This window comes from Nocardioides sp. TRM66260-LWL (assembly GCF_020075545.1).
GTDB lineage: Bacteria > Actinomycetota > Actinomycetes > Propionibacteriales > Nocardioidaceae > Nocardioides.
Window position 1 is genome coordinate 604,999 of sequence record NZ_JAIQZK010000001.1, and the last position, 22,469, is coordinate 627,467.

The 22,469-nt window shown below is 75.2% G+C and carries 25 protein-coding genes and 1 riboswitch; of the genes, 15 read left to right on the forward strand and 10 right to left on the reverse strand.

The features are described from left to right. Window positions 1–53 precede the first annotated feature (53 nt). Both K8Z61_RS02890 and K8Z61_RS19200 read left to right on the forward strand, forming a co-directional pair. Window positions 54–383 carry a hypothetical protein gene (locus tag K8Z61_RS02890; protein ID WP_224126554.1) on the forward strand — a complete coding sequence of 110 codons (330 nt, stop codon included), beginning with the start codon at window positions 54–56 and terminating at the stop codon, window positions 381–383. After that, window positions 370–1,248: an alpha-1,2-fucosyltransferase gene (locus K8Z61_RS19200; RefSeq protein WP_224126555.1), complete on the forward strand. Its 879-nt coding sequence runs from the start codon at window positions 370–372 to the stop codon at window positions 1,246–1,248. Before K8Z61_RS02890 ends, K8Z61_RS19200 begins: the two co-directional genes overlap by 14 nt. On the opposite strand, the gene K8Z61_RS02900 is transcribed toward K8Z61_RS19200, so the two are convergent. Next, complete coding sequence (locus K8Z61_RS02900; RefSeq protein ID WP_224126556.1) at window positions 1,227–2,483, reverse strand: alpha/beta hydrolase; 1,257 nt, start codon at window positions 2,481–2,483, stop codon at window positions 1,227–1,229. The two genes, K8Z61_RS19200 and K8Z61_RS02900, sit on opposite strands and share 22 nt — an antisense overlap. A 98-nt stretch (window positions 2,484–2,581) precedes the next feature. Here K8Z61_RS02900 and K8Z61_RS02905 point away from each other — a divergent pair, with 98 nt between their 5' ends. Genes K8Z61_RS02905 through K8Z61_RS02930 form a run of 6 tightly spaced genes read left to right on the forward strand, consistent with a single transcriptional unit; the run spans window position 2,582 to window position 7,858 of the window. Further along, window positions 2,582–4,819, forward strand: a complete 2,238-nt coding sequence (locus K8Z61_RS02905) for an acyl-CoA dehydrogenase (protein ID WP_224126557.1) — start codon at window positions 2,582–2,584, stop codon at window positions 4,817–4,819. Further along, window positions 4,816–5,358 carry a MaoC family dehydratase N-terminal domain-containing protein gene (locus K8Z61_RS02910; RefSeq protein WP_224126558.1) on the forward strand — a complete coding sequence of 181 codons (543 nt, stop codon included), beginning with the start codon at window positions 4,816–4,818 and terminating at the stop codon, window positions 5,356–5,358. The genes K8Z61_RS02905 and K8Z61_RS02910 overlap by 4 nt, the downstream gene beginning before the upstream one ends. After that, window positions 5,355–5,753, forward strand: coding sequence for a Zn-ribbon domain-containing OB-fold protein (locus K8Z61_RS02915; protein ID WP_224126559.1), 399 nt, complete (start codon window positions 5,355–5,357; stop codon window positions 5,751–5,753). Before K8Z61_RS02910 ends, K8Z61_RS02915 begins: the two co-directional genes overlap by 4 nt. After that, entirely contained in the window at window positions 5,750–6,196 is a 447-nt protein-coding gene (locus K8Z61_RS02920) for a MaoC family dehydratase (protein ID WP_224126560.1), read from the forward strand. The genes K8Z61_RS02915 and K8Z61_RS02920 overlap by 4 nt, the downstream gene beginning before the upstream one ends. Beyond that, window positions 6,193–7,362 (forward strand): lipid-transfer protein, encoded by a 1,170-nt coding sequence (locus tag K8Z61_RS02925; RefSeq protein WP_224126561.1) that lies wholly within the window; start codon window positions 6,193–6,195, stop codon window positions 7,360–7,362. The genes K8Z61_RS02920 and K8Z61_RS02925 overlap by 4 nt, the downstream gene beginning before the upstream one ends. Before the next feature lie 16 nt (window positions 7,363–7,378). Then, window positions 7,379–7,858 (forward strand): MOSC domain-containing protein, encoded by a 480-nt coding sequence (locus K8Z61_RS02930; RefSeq protein ID WP_224126562.1) that lies wholly within the window; start codon window positions 7,379–7,381, stop codon window positions 7,856–7,858. Here the strand turns inward: K8Z61_RS02930 and K8Z61_RS02935 are convergent. From K8Z61_RS02935 to K8Z61_RS02965, 8 genes are read right to left on the reverse strand one after another with little or no spacing between them, the layout of a single operon-like run. Further along, window positions 7,821–8,009 carry a ferredoxin gene (locus tag K8Z61_RS02935; protein ID WP_224126563.1) on the reverse strand — a complete coding sequence of 63 codons (189 nt, stop codon included), beginning with the start codon at window positions 8,007–8,009 and terminating at the stop codon, window positions 7,821–7,823. The two genes, K8Z61_RS02930 and K8Z61_RS02935, sit on opposite strands and share 38 nt — an antisense overlap. Next, a complete protein-coding gene (locus tag K8Z61_RS02940; RefSeq protein ID WP_224126564.1) occupies window positions 8,006–9,307 on the reverse strand; it encodes an NADH-ubiquinone oxidoreductase-F iron-sulfur binding region domain-containing protein in 1,302 nt (433 codons plus the stop codon). The genes K8Z61_RS02935 and K8Z61_RS02940 overlap by 4 nt, the downstream gene beginning before the upstream one ends. Next, complete coding sequence (locus tag K8Z61_RS02945) at window positions 9,304–9,924, reverse strand: ferric reductase-like transmembrane domain-containing protein (RefSeq protein WP_224126565.1); 621 nt, start codon at window positions 9,922–9,924, stop codon at window positions 9,304–9,306. Before K8Z61_RS02945 ends, K8Z61_RS02940 begins: the two co-directional genes overlap by 4 nt. After that, complete coding sequence (locus tag K8Z61_RS18765; protein WP_308116738.1) at window positions 9,921–10,199, reverse strand: FAD:protein FMN transferase; 279 nt, start codon at window positions 10,197–10,199, stop codon at window positions 9,921–9,923. The genes K8Z61_RS02945 and K8Z61_RS18765 overlap by 4 nt, the downstream gene beginning before the upstream one ends. After that, window positions 10,127–10,894, reverse strand: coding sequence for an FAD:protein FMN transferase (locus K8Z61_RS02950; RefSeq protein ID WP_263430397.1), 768 nt, complete (start codon window positions 10,892–10,894; stop codon window positions 10,127–10,129). Before K8Z61_RS02950 ends, K8Z61_RS18765 begins: the two co-directional genes overlap by 73 nt. Window positions 10,895–10,906: 12 nt before the next feature. Beyond that, window positions 10,907–11,521, reverse strand: a complete 615-nt coding sequence (locus tag K8Z61_RS02955; protein ID WP_224126566.1) for a hypothetical protein — start codon at window positions 11,519–11,521, stop codon at window positions 10,907–10,909. 57 nt (window positions 11,522–11,578) lie between these two features. Continuing rightward, window positions 11,579–12,865, reverse strand: a complete 1,287-nt coding sequence (locus K8Z61_RS02960; RefSeq protein ID WP_224126567.1) for a HAMP domain-containing sensor histidine kinase — start codon at window positions 12,863–12,865, stop codon at window positions 11,579–11,581. Next, window positions 12,865–13,614 (reverse strand): response regulator transcription factor, encoded by a 750-nt coding sequence (locus K8Z61_RS02965; protein ID WP_224126568.1) that lies wholly within the window; start codon window positions 13,612–13,614, stop codon window positions 12,865–12,867. The genes K8Z61_RS02960 and K8Z61_RS02965 overlap by 1 nt, the downstream gene beginning before the upstream one ends. A gap of 23 nt (window positions 13,615–13,637) precedes the next feature. Here K8Z61_RS02965 and K8Z61_RS02970 point away from each other — a divergent pair, with 23 nt between their 5' ends. Both K8Z61_RS02970 and K8Z61_RS02975 read left to right on the forward strand, forming a co-directional pair. Then, window positions 13,638–14,126, forward strand: coding sequence for a hypothetical protein (locus K8Z61_RS02970; RefSeq protein ID WP_224126569.1), 489 nt, complete (start codon window positions 13,638–13,640; stop codon window positions 14,124–14,126). A gap of 141 nt (window positions 14,127–14,267) precedes the next feature. Beyond that, window positions 14,268–14,510, forward strand: coding sequence for a DUF6458 family protein (locus tag K8Z61_RS02975; RefSeq protein ID WP_224126570.1), 243 nt, complete (start codon window positions 14,268–14,270; stop codon window positions 14,508–14,510). 29 nt (window positions 14,511–14,539) lie between these two features. Here K8Z61_RS02975 and K8Z61_RS02980 read toward each other — a convergent pair whose 3' ends face one another. Continuing rightward, the gene (locus K8Z61_RS02980) at window positions 14,540–14,962 is read right to left on the reverse strand and encodes a CBS domain-containing protein (RefSeq protein WP_224126571.1); all 423 of its coding nucleotides are present in this window, start codon (window positions 14,960–14,962) and stop codon (window positions 14,540–14,542) included. A gap of 66 nt (window positions 14,963–15,028) precedes the next feature. Between K8Z61_RS02980 and K8Z61_RS02985 the strand changes: the two genes are divergently transcribed. The 5 genes from K8Z61_RS02985 (at window position 15,029) to thiC (ending at window position 22,410) form a co-directional block, all read left to right on the forward strand. Next, window positions 15,029–16,210, forward strand: a complete 1,182-nt coding sequence (locus K8Z61_RS02985; protein ID WP_224126572.1) for an acyl-CoA dehydrogenase family protein — start codon at window positions 15,029–15,031, stop codon at window positions 16,208–16,210. 200 nt (window positions 16,211–16,410) lie between these two features. Then, a complete protein-coding gene (locus tag K8Z61_RS02990) occupies window positions 16,411–17,892 on the forward strand; it encodes a DEAD/DEAH box helicase (protein ID WP_224126573.1) in 1,482 nt (493 codons plus the stop codon). A 212-nt stretch (window positions 17,893–18,104) separates the two neighbouring features. Then, on the forward strand, window positions 18,105–20,282 hold the full coding sequence (locus tag K8Z61_RS02995) for a glutamine synthetase III (RefSeq protein ID WP_224126574.1): 2,178 nt from the start codon (window positions 18,105–18,107) through the stop codon (window positions 20,280–20,282). 93 nt (window positions 20,283–20,375) lie between these two features. After that, window positions 20,376–20,484, forward strand: a riboswitch (TPP riboswitch). Further along, window positions 20,478–20,699, forward strand: a complete 222-nt coding sequence (locus tag K8Z61_RS03000) for an NAD-binding protein (RefSeq protein ID WP_224126575.1) — start codon at window positions 20,478–20,480, stop codon at window positions 20,697–20,699. Its footprint overlaps the riboswitch before it by 7 nt. A 55-nt stretch (window positions 20,700–20,754) precedes the next feature. Next, window positions 20,755–22,410 carry a phosphomethylpyrimidine synthase ThiC gene (gene thiC, locus K8Z61_RS03005; protein WP_224126576.1) on the forward strand — a complete coding sequence of 552 codons (1,656 nt, stop codon included), beginning with the start codon at window positions 20,755–20,757 and terminating at the stop codon, window positions 22,408–22,410. Window positions 22,411–22,469 lie beyond the last annotated feature (59 nt).

Below are 22,469 nucleotides of genomic sequence, written 5' to 3' on the forward strand. Positions count from 1 at the left end.
CGTCCGGAGACGGCCCGCCGGACGACTGGGGGAGGCCTGTCATGCTGAGCGCCATGACGCGCGTCCGCGGCCTCTCGGCGGCCCTCCCGATCGTCCTGCTCGTGGCCGCCGGCGGTCTCGCCGGCTGCGCCGAGGAGCAGGCCACCGACCGCACGTCCTACGGCCGGGTCAGCCAGCTCGACCCGCCGTGCATCACGCCCGAGGGCGGCACGCAGCTGTGCTTCAGCGCGATGCAGGGCCAGCTCGACGACGTGAAGACCGGCGACTGCGTCGAGCTCCGCTCGCGGCCCGGCCAGGCCGGCGGGGTGCCGCCGATCATGACCATCCGGCCGATCCCGCCCTCGGGCGCCAACGGCGCCTGCGGTGCCGGTGCGCAGGGCTGAGCCGCGGGCCGTCGTCCGCCTCGACGGCGGCTTCGGCAACCAGCTCTTCCAGTGGGCGGCCGCCCGGCTGCTGGAGCGGGAGCACGGCATGGCGGTCGTCGTCGACGCGCGCGCGAACGCGCGGCCGGGGCAGCGGGGCGACCAGCTCGGGCCGCTGGGACTGCACGACTGGCCGACCCGCACCCAAGGCGCCGTCTGGCGGGGCCTCCAGCGCACCGTCCCGACGCGGTTCTTCGACCCGGTCACGGCCCGCACCTGGGGGCTGCCGTGGCGGGTCGCCCGGACCCTGGCCGAGGCCGAGGACCTCGCACGCAGGGGACGACCGCTGGTGCTGCACGGCTTCCTGCAGCAGCCGGACGACGTCGCCCGGCTGCTCGAGGCCGACCAGGACTCCCTCGTCGCGCTCCGCGACGCCATGGCCGGCCGGTCCCCGCTGGAGAGTCAGGCGTACGCGGCCGTGCACGTGCGGCGGGGCGACTACGTCTCGCACCCCGAGTACAGCCGCACGTTCGGCGTCTGCTCCGAGGACTACTACCTGCGCGCCCTCGAACGGCTGCACAGCCCGAGGCTGGTGATCGTCACCGACGACCCCGCCTGGGGTGAGGACTTCGCCCGCCGTGCCCGCCCGGACGGCGCGGTCGAGGTGGTCAGCGAGAGCCTGGCCTCCGACTTCGCGACCCTGGTCGGCGCCGAGGAGCTGGTGCTGTCGAACAGCACGTTCTCGTGGTGGGCGGCCCGCGCGTCACGGGCGTCGCAGGTGATCGCGCCGCGTCCGTGGCTCGAGGAGCCCACCCACGACCATCTCGCGCTGCCGGCCTGGTCCACGCTCTCCAAGCGCGACGGTCAGCCGGTCGCCGACTCCTGACGCGCCCGGCGCCAGCCGTTCCAGTGCCAGTGCAGGTACCGGTCGATCGCCCGCACGACGTGCGCGGAGCGGATCGAGGGGAAGACGTCGAAGGCGTGCTGCGCCCCGGGCAGCTCGGCGTAGACGACCGTCCGGCGTGAGACCCGGCGCAGCTCGCGGGCGAACATCCGGGCCTGGTCGACGCCCACGAGGGTGTCGCGGGAGCCGTGGACGAGCAGGAAGTCGGGAGCGTCCTCGGTGATCCGCAGGATCGGCGAGGCGTCCTCGAAGACCTCCGGGGCGTCGGCGAACCGCCGCTGGAAGACGCGCGGCGCCAGGAACCGGTCGCGCATCAGCTCCGCGGAGCGCAGGCCGGTGGAGCCGGCCATGTCGTAGACGCCGTAGTGCGGAGCGGCCACGGCGATCGAGGTGTCGGCGTCCTCGAAGCCGGGCTGGAAGGCGGGGTCGTTGGGCGTCAGCGCCGCCAGGGCCGCGAGGTGGCCGCCGGCCGACCCGCCGGTGATCGCCAGGTACTCCGGGTCGCCGCCGTAGTCCGCGATCGTCTCGCGGATCCACGCGATCGCCCGCTTCACGTCGACGACGTGCGCCGGCCAGGCCGCGCGCGGGCTGAGCCGGTAGTTGATCGCGACGCACACCCAGCCCTTGGCGGCCAGGTGGCGCATGAGCGGGAGGCCCTGCTGCTCCTTCTCGCCGATGCTCCAGCCGCCGCCGTGCACCTGCAGCAGCACCGGCGCCCCGGTGACCGGCGGACCGTCGGGGAAGTAGACGTCGAGCCGTCCGCGCTTGCCGTGCTCGGGCGCGTAGGCGACGTTGCGCGCGACCCGCACGCCGGTGGTGCGCTGACGGAACGGGTTGACCAGCGCGCGCCACGGGGTGGCGAGCTCGGCCGGCGTCGGCGCGGCGTCGAGCTGCTTGACGTAGTCGACGCCGAGCCCCTCCACCAGGGCGTCCTCGAGGTCGCCCCGCGCGCGGCGGCTCTGCTCGATCAGGAACGCCAGGCCGGCGGCGCTGCCGGCGGCCAGGCCGAGCGCCGTGCGGTCGCGCGGGGTCAGCCGCGACGGGCGGGCGGCGTGCACCGCGACGTCGGCCGCCGTGACGGCGAGGACGTGCGGCGCGAGCTCGCCCACCAGCCAGCCCGCGAAGAACGCCGGGATGCCGGCCCGGAAGCCCGGCACCGGCCGGACGGCGTTGGCCACGAGGGCGGCGGTGACGGCTTGGCGGCGCAGGAAGGGCACGTCGGGGAGCCTACGGGGGAGACGAACGCCACCTCCATGCGGTAGAACACGTTACAGTTTTGCGTCAGTCGAGGAACCCCGAGCCGGAGGAGCGCAGCGTGTCCATCGCCAGCCCCGTCAGTCCCAGCCCCGCGCCCGCCGACCTGCCGCCGCTCGTCGACGGCTACGACCCCGCCGCGCACGCCGAGTCGGTGGCCGACGTCCGCGCGGTCGTCGCCGAGGCGCTCGCCCGCGAGGTCGACTGGGCGGGCCTGGCCGCGGCCGGGCTGCTCTCCCTGCCCGTGCCCGTCGACCACGGCGGCGAGGGCTTCGGGCTGATCGAGACCGCCGTCCTCCTGCGCGAGCTGGGCGCCCGCGCCGTCCACCTGCCGGTGTGGGAGGCGCTCGCCTGCGCCGTCCCGACGCTCGCCGCCCACGGCACCCCCGAGCAGCAGGCCCGCTGGCTGCCCGGCATCGCCACCGGCGAGCACCTGCTCTCCCCGGCCCTGCGCGAGCCGGGCCGCGGGGCGTCGGTCGAGCCGGCCACCGTCTACCGCGACGGCGTCGTCACGGGCCGCAAGATCGGCGTCACCCAGGCCGGCGCGGCCGCGCGCCTGCTCGTCACCGCGCTCGACGGCGACCGTCCGGTCGTGGTGCTCGTCGACCCGGCCGGCCCGGGCGTCACCCTGCTCGAGGGCGCCACCTCCGCCGGCACCGGCGCGCACACCGTCGTCATGGACGCCGCCCCGGCCGAGCCGCTGGGCCCGGGGGCCGCGGCCACCCTGGTCGCCCACGCGATCGCCGGACGCTGCGCGCAGGCCGCGGGCGTCCTGGCCGGCGCCCGCGACCTCACGGCCGCCTACGTCAAGCAGCGGCGCCAGTTCGACCGCGCGCTCGCGGAGTTCCAGGCCGTGGCCATGCAGATCGCCGACGTGTACGTGGCCGCCCGCACTGCCGACCTGGTGGCCGAGAACGCCGTCTGGCGCGTCGCGGCCGGGCTCCCCGCCGCCGACGACCTCGCCGTCGCGGCCGCCTGGATCTGCCAGGAGGGCCCCACCGCCGTGCGCACCTGCCACCACCTGCACGGCGGCATGGGCGTCGACACCACCTACCCGCTGCACCGGTACTCGGCCTGGATGTGCGACCTCGTCCACGACCTCGCGACCCGCGCCGCCGACGTCCCGCTGGAGTCGGAGGCGGCCCGCAACCTCGAGCTCACCGCCGCGCAGCGCGCCCTCAAGGCCGAGGTGCGCGCCTACTTCGCCGGGATGGCCGACCACAACGAGCACCGCGACATGGCGCTCGACCGCCACGGCGAGACCTACCAGCGGATCGTGCGGCAGATGGGCCGGGACGGCTGGATGGGCGTCGGCTGGCCGGTCGAGTACGGCGGCCGCGGGCTCGGGGAGGTCGAGCAGACGATCTTCGCCAACGAGGCGCAGTACGCCGACGTGCACCTGCCGGCCGTCACGCTGCAGACCGTCGGGCCGACCCTGATCCGGTACGGCACCGAGAAGCAGAAGGAGATGTTCCTCGAGCGGATCCTGCAGGGCGACGTGCACTTCGCGATCGGCTACTCCGAGCCCGACGCCGGCACCGACCTCGCCTCGCTGCGCACCACCGCGCGCCGCGAGGGCGACCACTACGTCGTCAACGGCCAGAAGCTGTGGACGACGGGCGGCCACCAGGCCGACTACCTGTGGCTCGCGGTGCGCACCGACCCCGACGCCCCGAAGCACAAGGGCATCTCGATCCTCATCGTCGACACCCGCGACCCCGGGTACACCCACACGCCGATCATCACCGCCGACGGCTCCCACCACGTCAACGCCACCTACTTCAACGACGTGCGCGTGCCGGTCGACATGCTGGTGGGCGAGGAGAACCAGGGCTGGCGGCTGCTGACCACCCAGCTCAACCACGAGCGCGTCATGCTCGGCCCGGCGGGCCGGATCGAGGGCCTGCGCGACCGCGTCGTCGCGTGGGCGCGCGCCGCCGGCGTGCTCGAGCACGACGACGTCCGCGCGACCCTCGGCCGCGTCACCACCGTCTGCCGGGTCAACGAGCTGCTCAACTGGGAGGTCGCGCGGGCCGCCGCGTCCGGCGACCCCGACGTCGCGGACGCCTCCGCCTCCAAGGTCTTCGCCTCCGAGCAGGTGCAGCACCTGCTGGCCGAGCTGATCGCCCTCGTCCAGCGCCACGGCGACCCCGCCGAGCCGGCCACCCGGACGCTGCTGGAGTACCTCGACGCCCAGGGCAAGCGGAACCTCGTGCTCACCTTCGGCGGCGGGGTCAACGAGGTGCAGCGCGAGCTGATCGCGATGTTCGGCCTCGGGCTGCCGCGGGTGCCCCGGTGACCGCCACCGGGGTCCCCCCGGTCGAGCTCGTCGCGCCTGATGTGCACGCGCACGTGCTCGCCGAGGCCGAGCGGATCCGCGGGCTGGGCGAGGCCGCCGAGCGGTGGGCCCGCGACGAGGTCAACCAGCCGCGCATCGACGACTGGCTCGAGGCGATGGGCGTCACCAACCCGCGCTGGAAGCAGGGCGAGGCACCGCCGGCGATGGCGCAGGTGTGGACCATGTACGGGCTGGGCGGGCGTCCGCCGGCCGACGACCCGCTGCACGGGATGATGCAGGTGCTCACCGAGGCCGGCTTCACCGCCGTGCTGGGCACCAACTGCGAGCAGGAGTACCACCGGCCGCTCCGCGTGGGGGAGCGGGTGCGGGTGACCACCGCGCTGGAGTCCGTCGTCGGGCCCAAGGCCACCGGCATGGGCGTCGGCTACTTCGTCACCTCCCGCAACACCTGGTACGTCGGGGAGGGCCCGGGCGCCGAGGTCGTCGCGACGATGCTCTTCCGGGTGCTGAAGTTCGTGCCGAAGGGCGCCGCCGGATGAGCGCCGTGCGGCCGATGGCCAACCGCGACACGCAGTTCTTCTGGGACGGCGCGCTGGCCGGCGAGCTGCGCCTCCAGCGATGCGAGGCGTGCGGCGCCCTGCGGCACCCCCCGGGCCCGGTCTGCCCGGACTGCGGCGCGCTCGAGCGCGGCCACGTCGTCGCGTCCGGACGCGGCACCGTGTACTCCTACGTGATCCACCGGCATCCCCCGGTGCCGGGCAAGGAGCTGCCGATCCTGCTCGCCGTCATCGACCTCGAGGAGGGTCCGCGGATGGTCGGCGAGATCGTCGACCTGCCGGAGGACGAGCTCGTCATCGGCCTGCCGGTGCGGGTCGACTTCCGGGCCGTCGACGACGAGCTGTCCCTCCCCGTCTGGCGGAAGGCCGACGCATGACCACCACCCCCGTCCCGTCCGCGCTCGAGGTCGGCACCGCGCTGCCCGCCTGGGAGCTGCCGCTGACGCCGACGCTGATCGTGTCCACGGCGATCGCGACGCGCGACTTCCAGGACGTCCACCACGACCGCGACCGCGCCCAGGCGGCCGGCTCACAGGACGTCTTCATGAACATCCTCACCTCCACCGCGCTGTGCCAGCGCTACGTCGAGGACTCCCTCGGCCACGACGTCGAGATCCGCGCCATCGCGATCCGCCTCGGCGCCCCGGCCTACCCCTACGACACGCTGACCTTCACCGGCGAGGTCGCCGAGGTCGGCGAGGACGAGGTGGTGCTGGAGGTCGCCGGCGCGGTGTCGCTCGGCGCGCACGTGATCGGCACCGTCCGGCTCGCACGGCAGGCAGGACGGGCCGGCGGGGCCGGCGGGGGCGTCGTCCGATGAGCGGCCGCACCCTGTCGGGACGCGCCGCGATCGTCGGCATCGGGCAGACGGAGTTCTCCAAGGAGTCCGGACGCTCGGAGCTGCAGCTCTCCGTCGAGGCCGTGCAGCACGCGCTGCGCGACGCCGGCCTGGCGCCGGCGGACGTCGACGGCCTGGTCACCTTCACCATGGACACCTCATCGGAGATCGCCGTCGCCCGCGAGCTCGGCATCCCCGAGCTGCGGTTCTTCAGCCGGATCAACTACGGCGGCGGCGCGGCGTGCGCCACGATCCAGCAGGCGGCGATGGCGGTGGCCACCGGCGTCGCGGACGTCGTGGTGGCCTACCGCGGCTTCAACGAGCGCTCCGGCAACCGGTTCGGCCAGTTCTCCACCGCGGTCGCCGCCCAGGTCAACACCAACGGCCTCGACAACGCCTGGACCTACCCGTTCGGCCTCGGCACCCCGGCCGCCACCGTCGCGATGCAGGCCCGGCGCTACCTGCACGAGTACGGCGCCACCTCGGAGGACTTCGGCCGGGTCGCGGTGGCCGACCGGCGTCACGCGGCCACCAACCCGAACGCCTTCTTCTACCAGCGTCCGATCACGCTGGCCGACCACCAGGCCTCGCGGATGATCGCCGACCCGCTGCACCTGCTCGACTGCTGCCAGGAGTCCGACGGCGCGGTCGCGATCGTCGTCACGACCCCCGAGCGGGCGCGCGACCTGCCGCAGACGCCGGCCGTGATCGCCGCCGCCGCGCAGGGGAGCGGCCGCGACCAGTTCGTGATGACGTCGTACTACCGCGACGACATCGGCATCCCCGAGATGGGCGTCGTCGGCCGCGAGCTGTGGCGGCAGTCGGGGCTCGGCCCCGACGACGTGGACGTCGCGATCCTCTACGACCACTTCACGCCGTACGTGCTCATGCAGCTCGAGGAGCTCGGCTTCTGCGGCCGCGGCGAGGCGCCGGGCTTCATCGCCGACGGCGCCATCGAGGTGGGCGGACGGCTGCCGATCAACACCCACGGCGGCCAGCTCGGCGAGGCCTACATCCACGGCATGAACGGCATCGCCGAGGGCGTGCGGCAGCTGCGGGGCACCTCGGTCAACCAGGTCGTGTCCGAGGCGGTGCTGGTGACGGCCGGCACCGGCGTCCCGACCAGCGGGCTGGTGCTCACCCGCTGACCGGCACCATGGGGACGTGAGCCCCGAGCCCGTCACCGTCGTCGCGATCCACACCGCCAAGGGGTCCCGCCTGCCGATGCGCGCGCAGGACGGCGTCGACGTCGAGGCCGGACGCGGGATCGTCGGCGACCGCTACCACGGCACGAGGCACCGGCACGTCACGGTGCAGAGCGCCGAGAGCCTCGCGGAGGCCGCCGCGGTGCACGGGGCACCGGTGCCGGCCGAGCTGACGCGGCGCAACGTGACGCTGAGCCACGGCGTGGTGCCGACGGCGCCGGGCACCCGGATGCGCGTCGGCGAGGTGCTGCTCGAGGTCGTGCGGGTGGCGGCCCCGTGCCGGCTGCTCGACGACACCATCGGCCCTGGCGCGCAGGCCGCGCTGCGACGCCGCGGGGGCGCGGTGTGCCGGGTGCTCGAGGGCGGACGCCTCGAGCTCGGCGACCCGTGCGTCGTCGAGGTCACTCCAGCCGCAGCGCCAGCCGCGGGCACGCCTTGACCGCCGCCCGCGCGTCGGCGCGGTCGGCCTCCTCCACCTCGCCGGTGACGATCGGGTAGCCCCACTCGTCGAGCCGGACGACGTCGGGCAGCAGCTCGTGGCAGATCCCGTGCGCGCGACATGCGGGCCAGTCGACCCGCAGGCGGCTCATGCCGCACCCCGCACGGAGGCCTCGCAGCGGCCGCGGGCATGGGCGGCGATCTCGCCCGGCGCCGCACGCAGCAGCGAGGCGACGAGCCGCGCCGTGCCGTCCGGATGCGCGCAGGCGCCGCGTCCGGGCAGCAGGCCGCACAGTCGGGCGACCCGCTCGGCGGCGTCCGGCTGGCCGCGGCGCAGACCGGCCACGGCGTCGGCCAGCGCAGGCAGCCCGTTGACGCACGGTCCGCAGCGCCCGGCGCTCTGGTCGGCCAGGTAGGCGGTGATCCGCTCGGTGAGGCCGAGCAGGCAGGCCCGCGGGCCGGGAGCGATGACCACGCCCGCGCCGATCGGGGTGCCGGCCGCCCGCAGCCGCGCGGCCGAGAGCACGGCGTCCGCGGCCGCGTCGGCGGTGAGCCAGGTGCCGTGGAACCCGCCGAGCAGCACCGACCCGCCGAGCACGTGCGCCGGCAGCAGGTCGCGCAGGGCCGCGCCGTGCTCGACCTCGTGCACCGCCGTCCGGACGCCGGGGGCCACCACGGTCACCAGCGTCGTCCCGGGCTCCTCGGCCGTGCCGCGCAGCAGCGTTGCCGGCAGGCCCTCGCAGGCGAGCAGGCCGACGTGCGCCCAGGTCTCGGCGTTCGACAGCAGCGTCGGGCGGCCCCGGTGGCCGGCCATCGCCTCGGGCTGCCAGGCCGTCACCGGCAGGTTCGGCCGGCCGGCCATCAGCTCCAGCACGGCCTGGGCCTGGCCCGCGACGAACCGCGGCTCGGCGATGTGGGTCTGCCAGCGCAGGCGGCTGCCGTCGAGCAGGCCGCCGCGGGGCTCGGTGGCGACCCGCTCGGCCACGGCCGCCGCGAGCAGCGCCCGGGTGCGCGGACGGTCGCCGGGCAGCACCACGTGCACCTCGCGGGCGCCGAGGGCGCGGGCGGCGACGGCCGCGCCGTCCAGCACCAGGTGCGGCGCGGTCGCGACGAGGGCGGCGTCCTTGGCGCTGGCGGGCTCGCCCTCGGAGGCGTTCACGACCACGACCGGACGACGTCCGCCGGCGGCCGCCGCGGCCAGCTTGCGGGCGAAGGGGAAGCCGGCGCCGCCGCGTCCGCGCATCCCGGCCGCGGAGACCAGCGCCGCGAGGCCGTCGACGTCCAGCACAGCCGGCATGCCGTGGCGGCGCCGGTGGGCGGCGAGGTCGGGCAGGTGCGCGGCCAGGAGGGCCGGTCCGGGCCGCACGTCGAGGTCCTCGGTGACCTCCAGCGGCGAGGTGACGGCGCCCTGGACGAGCCGGTCGCGCCGGGCGGCGGTGTCGGTGCTCATCGGACCGCCTCCGCGGCCCGCGGCTCACGTGCAGGGGCGCTCGCCACGGCGTCGCGGTGGCGGCCGGCTCCCGCGGAGACCCGCCAGCCCAGCGCGAGGAGCACCGCGACCACGCTGAGCGCGGTCGGCACCAGCGCCCACCGCGTCCACTGGGACGGGTCGCGCAGGTCGGTGCCGATCATCACCCCGTGCACCACGCCGGAGGCCCAGGCGGCCCACGACAGCAGGTGCACGGTGCGCCACGAGCGGGCGCCGAGGCGGTGCCGCAGCAGCGCGGTGACGCTCACCGCGACCATGAGGTCGAGGGCCAGCGCGCCCAGCCCGGTCCACAGCGGCTCGTAGGTCGCCCCGACCGGCGAGAAGGCCTGCCACCAGCGGATGTCGACGTAGGAGTCGACCACCGCGGTGACGACGTGCACGAGCAGGAACAGCACCGAGCCGAGCGCGAGGTTGCGATGCAGGCTCGCGGTGACGAACCGGGGCAGCCGGCCCCCGCCGTCGCCTGCGGCGCGGCCGCCGATCGCGGTGACGCCGAGCACCACGCTGGCGCTGAGCAGCGTCAGCAGCACCACGCCGGTGCCGCGGTTGAGGAACCACAGCAGCGGTCCGTCCATCATCGTCCCTCCTCGGGGGAGCGGCCCTGCGGCCAGTCGATCAGGGTCGCCGCGCCGTCGGCGGCGACGAGCCGGGCGGCCTGCCCCGGGGTGTCGGGGCGGGCCAGCCAGGCGGGCGCCTCGGCGCCGAGCACGAGCGCGGCGGTGGTGGCGGTGTTGGCCTCGACGCAGGTGGCCGCGAGGGCGGTGACGGTGCGCCAGGGCGTCACGGCCGGCAGGCCGGTGCGCGGGTCGAGCAGGTGGTGGTGCTCGACGCCGCCGCGCCGCCAGCGCCGCACCCGGGTCGAGGAGGTCGCGAGGGCGCCGGTGGCCCGACCATCAGCGGCGCGGGATCGGGCTCGGTCGGCGGCCGCTCGGTGATCGCGACGGGCCACGGGCGCTCACCGAGGGTGCGCAGGTCGCCGCCGACGCTGACCAGCGCGTCGTCGAGGCCGAGCCGCTCGCGCCACGCGGCGGCGATCAGGTCGGCGCACCAGGCCTTGGCGGTGGCGCCCAGGTCGAGCGCGGTGCCGGACGGGATGCGCACGGCGTCCTCGCGCCAGGCGATCTCGCGCCAGGCGTCGCGGGCCGGCGCGGTCGCGGCGGTCGCCGCGGTCGCGAGGCCGAGGTGCGAGCGCTCCTCGAGCCGGGTGAACGTGCGGTCGTACCCCAGGCTCACCAGCGGCCGGCCGAGCAGCGGGTGCACGAGGCCGCCGGTCCGCTCGGCGGCCTCGACGGCCACCTCGACGGCCGCGACCAGCAGCGGGTCGACCCGCACCCAGGCGCCCGGCCGGGCGTTGACCGCGCTCAGGTCGGAGTCGGCCCGGAAGCGGCTGGCGGTCTCGTCGACGTCGCGCAGCACCTCGACCGCCAGGACGCAGGCGTCATCGAGCACCAGCTCGTCGGCGACCTCCACGTGCACCAGGCAGCCGAGGGCCGACCAGCGCGCGACCCGGTCGCGGCGGGTGTCGGGATCGAGGGCGGTGAGGCTCATCGCGTCACCGGCTCAGGACGGCGAGGACGGCGGCGGGGGCGGCGGAGGCGGCGGCGTCGGCTTGGGAGTGGGCTTCGGCGTCGGCTTCGGCTGCGGCTTCGGGGTGGGCTTCGGGGTGGGCTTGGGCTGCGGCGTCGGGGTGGGCTTCGGCTGCGCGACCGGCGTGGGGCGCGGCTTGACCTGGGGCGTGGAGCGGGTCGGGGTCGACTGCGGCCGCGGCGTGCTGCGCACGGGCGCCGGGGTGCCCGCGGCGTTCGGCGCCGAGCTCGGACGCACCGTGGCGGGGGTGCCGGTACGGGCGCCCGCCACGTGGGCGGACGTCGTCCGGTGGCGACGCTGGGTCGCGCTCGCCTTCCCCGGCTTCCGGGACTTCCCGGTCTTCCCGGCCTTCTGAGCGGTGCCGGCGGCGCCCGGGTCGCGGGAGGCGCGCACGGACGCCTCGTAGGCCGCCCGCTGTTGCGCGTAGGCCTGCTGCTCGGCCTGCTTGCGGGCCTGCTTCTCGTCGTGCTGGTGCGAGGCGGCTGTGGCCGCGGCGCCGGTGGCGGCGACCGCGAGCGCCGCGGTGCTGGCGGTGAGGCCCTGCACGAGCCGGCGGTAGCGGTCGCGGGACCGGGCGGTGTAGGTCATGCGTCGAGCATCGGCCGTTCCCCGCCAAGCCTGACTCATCCGACCCTCAAGCCTGCGTCAAGAAGCGCGGCCCCCGGGATCCTGGAGCAGGGGCAGGCGGACGCGCACCCGGGCGCCCCCGAGTGGGGACGTCCCGCGCTCGAGCTCGCCGCCGACCGCCGCGGCGGTCCGGGCGACGATCTCCAGGCCGAGCCCGGACGTGCCCGGCCGTCGCGGGGCCGCGGCGCCGAAGCCCGGGCCGGCGTCCTCGACCGCCAGGACGACGGCGTCGGCCCCGGCCCCCAGCGACACCGTCAGCGCGACGCCCTCCGGGGTGTGCGCGAAGACGTTGTCGATCAGCACGTCGAGCAGGTCGGCGAGGTCGTCGGCCGCCAGGGGAGCCGGCGCGGGCCGCTCCTCGACGTGCAGCCGCATCGGGCGGCCCTGGTCCTCCGCGAGGGCCGACCAGAACGCGGCCCGCTCGCGCACGACGGCGGCTGCGTCGCAGGTCGCCGCGAGGTCGCCGCGCACGGGCCGGCGGGCCTCGTCGACGATCGCGTCGATGGTGCGCTGGAGCACCGCGATGTGCTCCTGGAGGCGCTCGGCCAGCTGCGGCTCCCGCACGGCCTCGGCGTCGAGGCGCAGCGCGGTCACCGGCGTCCGCAGCCGGTGGGAGAGGTCGCCGACGGCCGCCCGCTCGCTGGCCAGCAGCTCGGTCGTCCGCTCCGCGAGGCCGTTGAGCGCGCGCGCCAGCTCCTGCACCTCGGGCGTGCCGCGCGGGTCGGCCCGCGCGTCGAGCTCGCCGCCGCGCAGCCGGTGCGCCACGCGCGCGACGTCGAGCAGCGGCTCGCTGATCCGCCCGCCGAGCTGCCGGGCCACCACCACCGACGTCGCCAGCAGCCCCAGCCCCAGGCCGACGATGCCGATCCACGCCGGCACGACGCCGGCCCGCAGCCGGTCCTCGGTGACGCTCGTGCGCACCACCGCGGTGCGGGAGCCCACGACGACCGGCAGCAGCACGCGCCCGCCCCGGTCGTCGACGACCCGGAACGCCTCGCCCGCGAGCGCGCGGCGCACCTCCGGGTCCTCGCGCATCGGGGGCCCGCCGCCGAGCTGGCGCCCGCGGGCGGAGAGGACGGAGGTCTGCGTGCCGCTGCCGGCGTCGAGGCCGGACAGCAGGTCGCGGACGGCGGCGTCGGAGCCGACGCCGGTGAGCAGGATGGCGGCGTTGCGGGCCTGCTGGTCGGCCGAGCTTATCGCGCGGTCCTCGGCGAGCGTGCGCACCAGCAGGCACAGCGGGATGACGAACGAGACCACCACGGTGCTCGTGGTGGCCACGACGAGCCAGGAGATCCGGGTGCGCATCAGCGGCCGGCGTCGTCATCGTCGGATGCGTCGGATGCGTCGGATGCGTCGGATGCGTCGGATGCGTCGGGCGCGACGAGGCGCACGCCGACGCCGCGCACGCTGTGCAGGTAGCGGGGCTCGGCGGCGGTCTCGCCGAGCTTGCGGCGCAGCCAGGAGAGGTGGACGTCGACCGTGCGCTCGGCGCCGCCGTAGGCCTGCTGCCAGACCTCGGCCAGCGCCTCGCGCTTCGTCACGACCTCCCCGGCCCGCGAGGCCAGGAGCAGCAGCAGGTCGAACTCCTTGCGCGCGAGCTCCAGGGGGCGGCCGTCCAGGCTGGCCACCCGGGTGCGCTCGTCGATGGCCAGCCCGCCGACCCGCACCGGCCCGGGCGCCGCGGGCCCCCCGGCGCCGGCGCGACGCAGCACCGCCCGGATCCGCGCCGCGACCTGCTCGCTGCCGAACGGCTTGACGACGTAGTCGTCGGCGCCGGCGTCCAGCGCGCGCACCATGGTCGGGTCGTCGTCCTGCGCGGTGAGGATCAGCACGGGCACGTCGCTGGCAGCGCGGATCATGGTCAGCAGCGTCAGCCCGTCGACGTCGGGCAGTCCGAGGTCGAGCAGCACGACGTCAGGACGCTCCGCCAGCACCACCTCGAGCCCGCCCAGGCCGGTCGCGGCGGTGACGACGGCGAGCCCGCGCTCCTCCAGCCCACGACGGACGGCCCGACGGATCGCCTCGTCGTCCTCGACGACCAGGATGCGCGGCATGCCCGGCAGGCTAGCGTCGTCGCATGCGCAGGACCCGACGATCGCTGCTCCTCGGCGGCGCCGTGCTGGCCTGGGCGCTGGTCGTGGCGCTCGGGTCGAGCGTCGTGTGGGGCGTGGTGTCGCGGGCCGGCGAGCAGGCCGGCGGGGCCGAGAGCGAGACGACGGCCTGGGACGTCGTCGTGCGGCCCACCGCCCGGCCCACCCCGCGGCCCACCACCAGCCCGCACGCCCGCCCGACCTCGACGCCCACCCCGGCGGCCGCGCCGGCGACCGTGCGCGGCACGTGGTGGGACGACGCCGGCACGGTGGTGGCCGCGTGTCGCGGCACCGCGATCGCCCTGGTGCGCGCCGTGCCCTCGGCCGACGGCTACGCGGTCGAGGTCGAGGACCGCGGACCCGAGCGGCTGCGCGTCGACTTCACCGGGCGCGAGGACGAGAGCGGCCGTGAGGCCCGCGTCGAGGCCGTCTGCGAGGACGGTCGGCCCCGCTTCCGCGCCTCCAGCGGCGACTGAGCCCGCGCGGACCGGGGCTCGCCCGAAGGGGGGAGCGACGGCCGCTCAGGTGTGGCCGCGGGCCGGCGAGGGCACGCCTCGGGTGCGACTCGGGTCGTCCCACCCCTCGCGCATCCGCGCCACACTCGAAGGAGCACCACCATGGGCTACGGAGCCGGAGGCTTCCTCCTCGTCGTCGGACTCGTCCTCGCGTTCGCGATCGACCGCGACCAGGTCGACGGCGTCGACCTCCACACGATCGGCCTCATCGCCTCGGGCGTCGGCATCCTGCTGATCGTGCTGACCGCGATCACCCTCAACTCGCGCCGGGCCGCGCGCACCACCACCACGACCACCCACAGCGACGGCAGCCAGAGCGTGCGCGACACCCGCACCGACGTCTGAGCCCCCGGCCCCGACCCGGGGCCGGACCCTCAGCGGTGCCGCTCGGCCCGCAGCTGCGCGACTCCCTCGTCGTCGCAGTAGCCGGCCGAGCGGCGCTTGCGGCACACGAGCCCGACCAGCCGCCCCTCGCCGTCGACCACGGCGAGGCGACGCGTGTTGCGCTCGGCCAGCAGCAGGCCCACCGACGCGGCGTCGACCGATGCCGCCACGGTGCGCCCGTCCAGACGCCCGACCCGCCTCGCGGGTCGGGCGTCGTGCGTCCGGTCCTCGGGCAGGTCGGAGGCGTCCAGGGTGGCCACGAGCACGCCGTCGGCGTCGACGAGCAGCGCGAGGTGCGACTTGGGCCGCGCCAGGTAGGCCCGGACGGTCGCGAGGTCGACGTCGGCCGGGTGCACGCGCGGGCCCTGCAGGGCCAGGTCGGCGGCGGTGGCGGGGGCGGGCTCGGAGGTCATGGCCCGTCCATCCTGCCCCGCGACATCCGGTTAGCGTTCGTTAACCCGGGCTGTAGCCTGGCTCACATGGGACAGACCCCGTTCGAGCTCAGCCGGGACCACGAGGAGTTCCGGCGCACCGTCCGCGCCTTCGCCGAGTCCGAGATCGCGCCCCACGCCGCGCGCTGGGACCGCGAGCACCACTTCCCGGTCGACGTCGTCCACCGGATGGGCGACCTCGGCCTCTTCGGCCTCACCGCCCCCGAGGAGTTCGGGGGAGCGGCCGGCGACTTCACCAGCCTGTGCGTCGCCATCGAGGAGCTCGGCCGGGTCGACCAGTCGATGGGCATCACGCTGCAGGCCGGGGTCGGGCTGGGCATCAACCCCCTCGTCGAGTACGGCACCCGCGAGCAGCAGGAGCGCTGGCTTCCCGACCTCGTCGCCGGCCGCGCGCTCGCCGGGTTCGGGCTCACCGAGCCGGAGGCCGGCTCCGACGCCGGCTCGACCCGCACCCGCGCCGAGCTCAGCGCCGACGGCACCGAGTGGATCGTCAACGGCGCCAAGCAGTTCATCACCAACTCCGGCTCGTCGATCACCTCGCTGGTCACCGTCACCGCGCGCACCGGCGAGCGGGAGGACGGTCGGCCGGAGATCTCCGCGATCATGCTGCCCGCGGGCACCCCCGGCTTCACCGCCGAGCCCGCCTACGACAAGCTCGGCTGGCACGCCTCCGACACCCATCCGCTGAGCTTCCAGGACGTCCGGGTGCCGGCCGACCACCTGCTCGGCACCCGCGGGCGCGGCTACGCGCAGTTCCTGGCCACCCTCGACGACGGCCGCATCGCGATCTCCGCGCTGGCCACCGGCTGCGTCCAGGCCTGCCTCGACCACGCGCTCGCGTACGCCGGGGAGCGGCAGGGCTTCGGCGGTCCGATCGGACGCAAGCAGGGCGTCGCCTTCCAGATCGCCGACCTGCAGGTCATGGCCGACGCCAGCCGCCTGCTCACCTACCGGGCGGCCGCGCTGAAGGACGCCGGTGCGCCGGCGGGCGCGGTCAAGCAGGCGGCGTCGGTGGCCAAGCTCTACTCCACCGAGGCGGCCGTCTCGGCCACCCGCATCGCCACCCAGGTCTTCGGCGGCTACGGCTTCATGGAGGAGTACCCCGTGGCCCGGCTCTACCGCGACGCGAAGGTGCTCGAGATCGGCGAGGGCACCTCCGAGGTGCAGCGGATGCTGATCGCCCGGGGGCTCGGGCTGCCCGTCGAGTGACGAGCGGCTCACCGGTCGGACGCCGCGTCGATGCGGCGTCCGACCAGCGGTCGGCTAGGTTGGGGGCACAGCCTGTCGTGCTCTCGCCGCGGGTTGTCCGCACGTCGCAGCTCTGAATCGCAGAACCCGGCTCCGTGCGTCGGCCCGTCGCCACCGGGCGGCCGGGCTCTCGGCGGGACACCACGATCAGAGAGCACGTCTTGAGCACCTTCGCCGATCTCGGCCTGTCCACCTCCCTGACCCGGACCCTCGCGGGTCTGGGCATCACCACGCCCACCCCGATCCAGGCGGCCACCCTGGCCGACGCGCTGGCCGGACGCGACGTCCTCGGCCGCGGACGCACCGGGTCGGGAAAGACCTACGCCTTCCTCCTGCCGCTGGTCTCCCGCCTCGCTGGCGGGCCGCGGCCCACCTCCGGCGCGCCCCGCGCGCTCGTCCTCGCCCCGACCCGCGAGCTGGCCACCCAGATCGAGACCGCGCTCGCGCCGCTGGCCGCCGCGGCCGGCCTCACGTCGCGCACGATCTTCGGCGGCGTCGGCCAGAACCCGCAGGTCGCGGCGCTGCGCCGCGGCGTCGACGTCGTCATCGCCTGCCCCGGCCGGCTCGAGGACCTCATGGGCCAGGGCCACTGCCGGCTCGACCGCGTCGAGATCACCGTGCTCGACGAGGCCGACCACATGGCCGACATGGGCTTCCTGCCGGGCGTCCGGCGCATCCTCTCCGCGACGCCGGAGCGCTCGCAGCGGCTGCTCTTCTCGGCCACCCTCGACGGCCAGATCGACTCGCTGGTCAAGCGGTTCCTGCACCAGCCGGTCACCCACGAGGCCGACTCCGCGCAGTCGCCGGTCGCCAAGATGACCCACCACGTGCTGCACGTCGAGCGCGAGCAGCGCATCCCGGTGCTGCTCGACCTCACCAGCGCCCCCGGCCGCACGGTCGTGTTCACCCGCACCAAGCACGGCGCCAAGGCGCTGGCCCGCCAGCTCGGCCGCAACGGCGTGCCCGCGGTCGAGCTGCACGGCAACCTCAGCCAGAACGCCCGCGTGCGCAACCTCGACGCCTTCCACGCCGGCGAGGTCTCCGTGCTCGTCGCCACCGACATCGCCGCCCGCGGCATCCACGTCGACGACGTCGCGCTCGTCGTGCACGCCGACCCGCCGACCGAGCACAAGGCCTACCTGCACCGCTCGGGCCGCACCGCCCGCGCGGGCGCCGAGGGCACGGTCGTCACGCTGATGACCTCCGACCAGGTCGGCGACGTCCGCTCGCTGACCCGCGCCGCCGGCATCAAGCCGACCACCACCCGCATCGAGGGCGCCAGCCACCCGGTGCTCGCCGAGCTCGCCCCCGGTGAGCGCGTGCGGGTCAGCGTGCCCGCCCCCGCGGTCGTCGTCGCCGAGCCCGCCCGGGCCGAGCGCCCGGCCGGTGGCGGCACCCCCGGCCGGTCGCGCCGTCGCGGCGGGCGTGGCCGCGGCGCCGGGGGCTCGGGCTCGGGCTCGTCCGGTGGCCAGCAGCGCTCGTCCCAGTCCGGAGCGGCCTCCGGCCAGGGCTCCACGCAGAGGTCCGGCCAGAAGCCGGCCGCGCGCCCGTCGTCCGCGGCGGCCTCGGCCCGCTCCGGCGGTGCGGCCGCCTTCTCGGCCGGTGGCGCGGCGCGCTCCGGTCGTCGGCGCTCGGGTCGCTGATCCCAGCACCCCAGCACCTCGGCAGGCCCAGCACGCCAGCACGAAGGCCCCCGGATCCGCGGATCCGGGGGCCGTCGTCGTGTGATGCCGAGCACGTCGAGGCCCGCCCTCCCGCCTGGATCGCGGGGCAGACCCGCGTGCCGGTCCAGTCCGGTCGGCCCACGTCACCGGCACGAAACATGCCCGACTCACGGCGTCCCTAGATTCCGGCCATGACCGCCAATCCCGTCCGCCTGCAGGCCATCGCCGCCGTCCAGGCGACCACCCCGCCGCCGTTCGACTTCGACCCCGCCGCCGAGCCGGGTGCGGTCTTCGGCGAGAACGTCTTCAGCCTCCAGGCGATGCGCAAGCGGCTGCCCAAGGGCGTCTACAAGTCGGTGCTCTCGACGATCGACCAGGGTGCCCCGCTCGACCCCGACGTCGCGGACGCCGTCGCGTCGGCGATGAAGGACTGGGCGATGGAGAAGGGCGCGACCCACTACGCCCACGTCTTCTACCCGCTCACCGGGCTCACGGCGGAGAAGCACGACAGCTTCCTCGAGCCGGTGGGCGACGGCTCGGCGATCTCGGAGTTCTCCGGCAAGACCCTGATCCAGGGCGAGCCGGACGCCTCGTCGTTCCCCAACGGCGGCCTGCGCGCGACCTTCGAGGCGCGCGGCTACACCGGCTGGGACATCCAGAGCCCGGCGTACATCCTGGAGAACCCCAACGGCAACACGCTGTGCATCCCCACGGTGTTCATCTCGATGACCGGCGAGGCGCTCGACCACAAGACCCCGCTGCTGCGCAGCCAGCAGGCCATGTCGTTGCACGCGAAGCGCATCCTGAGCCTGTTCGGCCACGAGGACCCGCAGAACGTCGTGTCCTACTGCGGCCCCGAGCAGGAGTACTTCCTGGTCGACGGCCACTTCTTCCACGCCCGGCCCGACCTGCTCAGCTCCGGCCGCACCCTGTTCGGCGCCAAGCCGCCCAAGGGCCAGGAGTTCGACGACCACTACTTCGGCGCCATCCCCGAGCGCGTGCTGGCGTTCATGATGGACACCGAGCACGCGCTGTTCAAGCTCGGCATCCCGGCCAAGACCCGCCACAACGAGGTCGCGCCGGGCCAGTTCGAGGTGGCCCCGATGTTCGAGCGGTCGAACCTCGCCTCGGACCACCAGCAGCTGCTCATGACGACGTTCCGCTCGATCGCCAAGAAGCACGGCATGGAGTGCCTCTTCCACGAGAAGCCGTTCGCCGGCGTCAACGGCTCGGGCAAGCACGTCAACTTCTCCATCGGCAACGCCGCCCAGGGCAACCTGCTGCTGCCCGGCGACACCCCGCACGAGAACGCCCAGTTCCTCGTCGTGTGCGCGGCGGTGATCCGCGCCGTGCACCGCTACGGCGGTCTGCTGCGCGTCTCGGTGGCCTCGGCGTCCAACGACCACCGCCTCGGCGCCAACGAGGCCCCGCCGGCGATCATCTCGATCTTCCTCGGCGACCAGCTCGCCGACGTCTTCGACCAGATCGCCAAGGGCGGCGCGACCCGCTCGAAGGAGAAGGGCACGCTGACGATCGGCGTCGACACCCTGCCCGACCTCAGCAAGGACCCCGGCGACCGCAACCGCACGTCGCCCTTCGCCTTCACCGGCAACCGGTTCGAGTTCCGGGCCCCCGGCTCGCTGCAGACCGTGGCGGCGCCGATGGTCGTGATCAACACGATCATGGCCGAGGCGCTGGACTTCTGCGTCACCGAGCTCGAGCAGGCGGTCGCCGCCGGCACGGACTTCGACGAGGCCGTGCAGACCCTGCTCACGCAGATCATCGCCGACCACGGAGCGGTGATCTTCAACGGCAACGGCTACTCCGAGGAGTGGCAGGTCGAGGCCGAGCAGCGCGGCCTGAAGAACCTCCGCACCACGGTCGACGCGCTCCCCGAGCTGATCTCGCCCGAGGCCGTCGAGCTGTTCAGCCGCTACGCGGTCTTCAACGAGCGCGAGATGCACAGCCGCTACGAGGTCGGCTGCGAGCAGTACGTCCTGAGCATCGGGGTCGAGGCCAACACCACCCTGGAGATCGGCTCGACGACGGTGCTGCCGGCCGCGGTGCGCTACCAGACCGAGCTGGCCTCGAACGCGGCCGCGCTCAAGGCCGCCGGACTCGAGCCCGACCTGGCCGACCTGACGTCCCTGAGCGCCACGATCGCCGACCTCCGCGCCGGCCTCGCGACGCTGGCCGACGCCGTGGCCCACGAGCACCCGGCCGACCCGCTCGAGGCCGCGACCTTCGCCCGTGACGTCGTGCTGCCGGCCATGGCCGCCGTGCGCGCCGCGGCCGACGCGCTCGAGGGCGTCGTGGCCGACGACCTGTGGGCGCTGCCGACCTACCAGGAGATGCTGCACATCCTCTGATCCGCCGCCGGCCTCCCGCGGGAGGTCCCCGCTCGCCCGCCTCCCCTCTCGCACGCGCCCCGGACGACCCGTCCGGGGCGCGTGCTACGTTCGAGCACGTCCAACGGGAGTCCGCGGCAGCGGGCTGAGAGGGAGCTGTTCCGCTCCGACCGTCACACCTGATCCGGTTCATGCCGGCGTAGGGAGCGACTCGAGATGCGCGTACGCGTGCTCGGCGGAGGCGTCGTCGGCCTCGTCATCGCCGAGACCCTGACCGGCCGCGGTCACGCGGTGCACGTCGTCGACCCGGCCCCGGGCCCGGCCGCCTACGCCGGGCACCCGCTGCCGGTGCTCGCGCTCGGCGGCGTCACCCCCCCCAGAGCCTGGCGTCCGCACTCGGAGCGGGCGCCGACGGCGTGGCGGTCCTGGGCGCGGTGATGCGCTCGCCCGACCCCGCCGAGGTCATCACCCGACTCCTGGAAGGACTCCCCGCATGACCGTCCACGACTCCCACACCCGCCTCGAGCTGGGCCCGCTCGGCGTGCCCGTCACCCGCGTGGCGCTGACCACCGGCGAGACGTTCGACCGCTACTGCACCGAGGGCCCCGGCTCCCAGCCCGAGGTCGGCCTGCCGCCGCTGCGGTCGGCCTGGATCGAGGCCCGCGACGACACGGAGGCCTACGCCGGCCGCGACGCCCGGCTCGAGGACGACGGTCGTGCCGCGGTGCGTCGCGGCGCGGCCAGCCGGGAGTGGCGCGGCGAGCGGCGTCGTCCGCGGCGCGGTCGCGACGGCCGGGCGATCACGCAGATGGCCTACGCCCGCCGCGGCCTGGTGACCCCCGAGATGGAGTTCGTCGCCGCCCGCGAGGGCTGCGACGTCGAGCTGGTCCGCAGCGAGGTCGCCGCGGGCCGCGCGATCATCCCGAACAACGTCAACCACCCCGAGTCCGAGCCGATGGTCATCGGCCGGCGGTTCCTGGTGAAGGTCAACGCCAACATCGGCAACTCCGCGGTGACCTCCTCGGTCGCCGAGGAGGTCGACAAGCTCACGCACGCCGTCACGTGGGGCGCTGACACCGTCATGGACCTCTCGACCGGCGACGACATCCACACCACCCGCGAGTGGATCCTGCGCAACAGCCCGGTGCCGATCGGCACCGTGCCGCTCTACCAGGCGCTGGAGAAGGTCGACGGCCGGGCTGAGGACCTCACCTGGGAGGTCTACCGCGACACCGTCGTCGAGCAGTGCGAGCAGGGCGTCGACTACATGACCGTGCACGCGGGCGTGCTGCTGCGGTACGTGCCGCTCACCGCCGAGCGGGTCACCGGCATCGTCTCCCGCGGCGGCTCGATCATGGCCGGCTGGATGCTCGCCCACCACGAGGAGTCCTTCCTCTACACGCACTTCGACGACCTGTGCGGGATCCTCGCCGCCTACGACGTCGCCTTCTCCCTCGGCGACGGCCTGCGGCCGGGCAGCGTCGCGGACGCCAACGACGAGGCCCAGCTGGCCGAGCTGCGCACGCTCGCCGAGCTGACGCAGCGGGCCTGGGAGCACGACGTGCAGGTGATGGTCGAGGGCCCCGGGCACGTGCCCCTGCACCTGGTCGAGGAGAACGTCGTCCTGCAGCAGGACTGGTGCCACGGCGCGCCGTTCTACACCCTCGGCCCGCTGGTCACCGACGTGGCACCCGGCTACGACCACATCACCAGCGCGATCGGCGCGGCGACGATCGCCTGGCACGGCACGGCGATGCTCTGCTACGTCACGCCCAAGGAGCACCTCGGCCTGCCCGACCGCGACGACGTCAAGACCGGCGTGATCACCTACAAGCTGGCCGCGCACGCCGCCGACGTCGCCAAGGGCCACCCGCACGCGCGGGCGTGGGACGACGCGCTCTCGCGCGCCCGGTTCGAGTTCCGCTGGCGCGACCAGTTCGCGCTGTCCCTCGACCCGGTCACCGCGGAGGCGTTCCACGACGAGACGCTGCCCGCGGAGTCGGCCAAGACCGCGCACTTCTGTTCCATGTGCGGGCCGAGGTTCTGCTCGATGCGGATCAGCCACGACGTCCGCGAGCGCTACGCCGGCATGCGGGAGAAGTCCGAGGAGTTCCTGGCGATGGGGGCCACCGTCTACGTGGAGCCGTGAGGCGCGCCACCGTTCGGGTTCCGTCAAGGACGCGGGGGAGCGGCCCGCCGGACTCGTAG

Bases quoted from the DNA above. Each gene is read 5' to 3' on its own strand.
- K8Z61_RS02925 (WP_224126561.1), top strand. From the start codon at position 6,193: ATGAGCGGCCGCACCCTGTCGGGACGCGCCGCGATCGTCGGCATCGGG.
- K8Z61_RS02890 (WP_224126554.1), top strand. From the start codon at position 54: ATGACGCGCGTCCGCGGCCTCTCGGCGGCCCTCCCGATCGTCCTGCTC.
- K8Z61_RS02940 (WP_224126564.1), bottom strand. From the start codon at position 9,307: ATGAGCACCGACACCGCCGCCCGGCGCGACCGGCTCGTCCAGGGCGCC.
- K8Z61_RS02945 (WP_224126565.1), bottom strand. From the start codon at position 9,924: ATGATGGACGGACCGCTGCTGTGGTTCCTCAACCGCGGCACCGGCGTG.
- K8Z61_RS02915 (WP_224126559.1), top strand. From the start codon at position 5,355: ATGAGCGCCGTGCGGCCGATGGCCAACCGCGACACGCAGTTCTTCTGG.
- K8Z61_RS02950 (WP_263430397.1), bottom strand. From the start codon at position 10,894: ATGAGCCTCACCGCCCTCGATCCCGACACCCGCCGCGACCGGGTCGCG.
- K8Z61_RS02955 (WP_224126566.1), bottom strand. From the start codon at position 11,521: ATGACCTACACCGCCCGGTCCCGCGACCGCTACCGCCGGCTCGTGCAG.
- K8Z61_RS02960 (WP_224126567.1), bottom strand. From the start codon at position 12,865: ATGCGCACCCGGATCTCCTGGCTCGTCGTGGCCACCACGAGCACCGTG.
- K8Z61_RS02935 (WP_224126563.1), bottom strand. From the start codon at position 8,009: ATGAGCCGCCTGCGGGTCGACTGGCCCGCATGTCGCGCGCACGGGATC.
- K8Z61_RS02980 (WP_224126571.1), bottom strand. From the start codon at position 14,962: ATGACCTCCGAGCCCGCCCCCGCCACCGCCGCCGACCTGGCCCTGCAG.
- K8Z61_RS02985 (WP_224126572.1), top strand. From the start codon at position 15,029: ATGGGACAGACCCCGTTCGAGCTCAGCCGGGACCACGAGGAGTTCCGG.
- K8Z61_RS02975 (WP_224126570.1), top strand. From the start codon at position 14,268: ATGGGCTACGGAGCCGGAGGCTTCCTCCTCGTCGTCGGACTCGTCCTC.
- K8Z61_RS02970 (WP_224126569.1), top strand. From the start codon at position 13,638: ATGCGCAGGACCCGACGATCGCTGCTCCTCGGCGGCGCCGTGCTGGCC.
- K8Z61_RS02920 (WP_224126560.1), top strand. From the start codon at position 5,750: ATGACCACCACCCCCGTCCCGTCCGCGCTCGAGGTCGGCACCGCGCTG.
- K8Z61_RS02965 (WP_224126568.1), bottom strand. From the start codon at position 13,614: ATGCCGCGCATCCTGGTCGTCGAGGACGACGAGGCGATCCGTCGGGCC.
- K8Z61_RS02995 (WP_224126574.1), top strand. From the start codon at position 18,105: ATGACCGCCAATCCCGTCCGCCTGCAGGCCATCGCCGCCGTCCAGGCG.
- thiC (WP_224126576.1), top strand. From the start codon at position 20,755: ATGACCGTCCACGACTCCCACACCCGCCTCGAGCTGGGCCCGCTCGGC.
- K8Z61_RS03000 (WP_224126575.1), top strand. From the start codon at position 20,478: ATGCGCGTACGCGTGCTCGGCGGAGGCGTCGTCGGCCTCGTCATCGCC.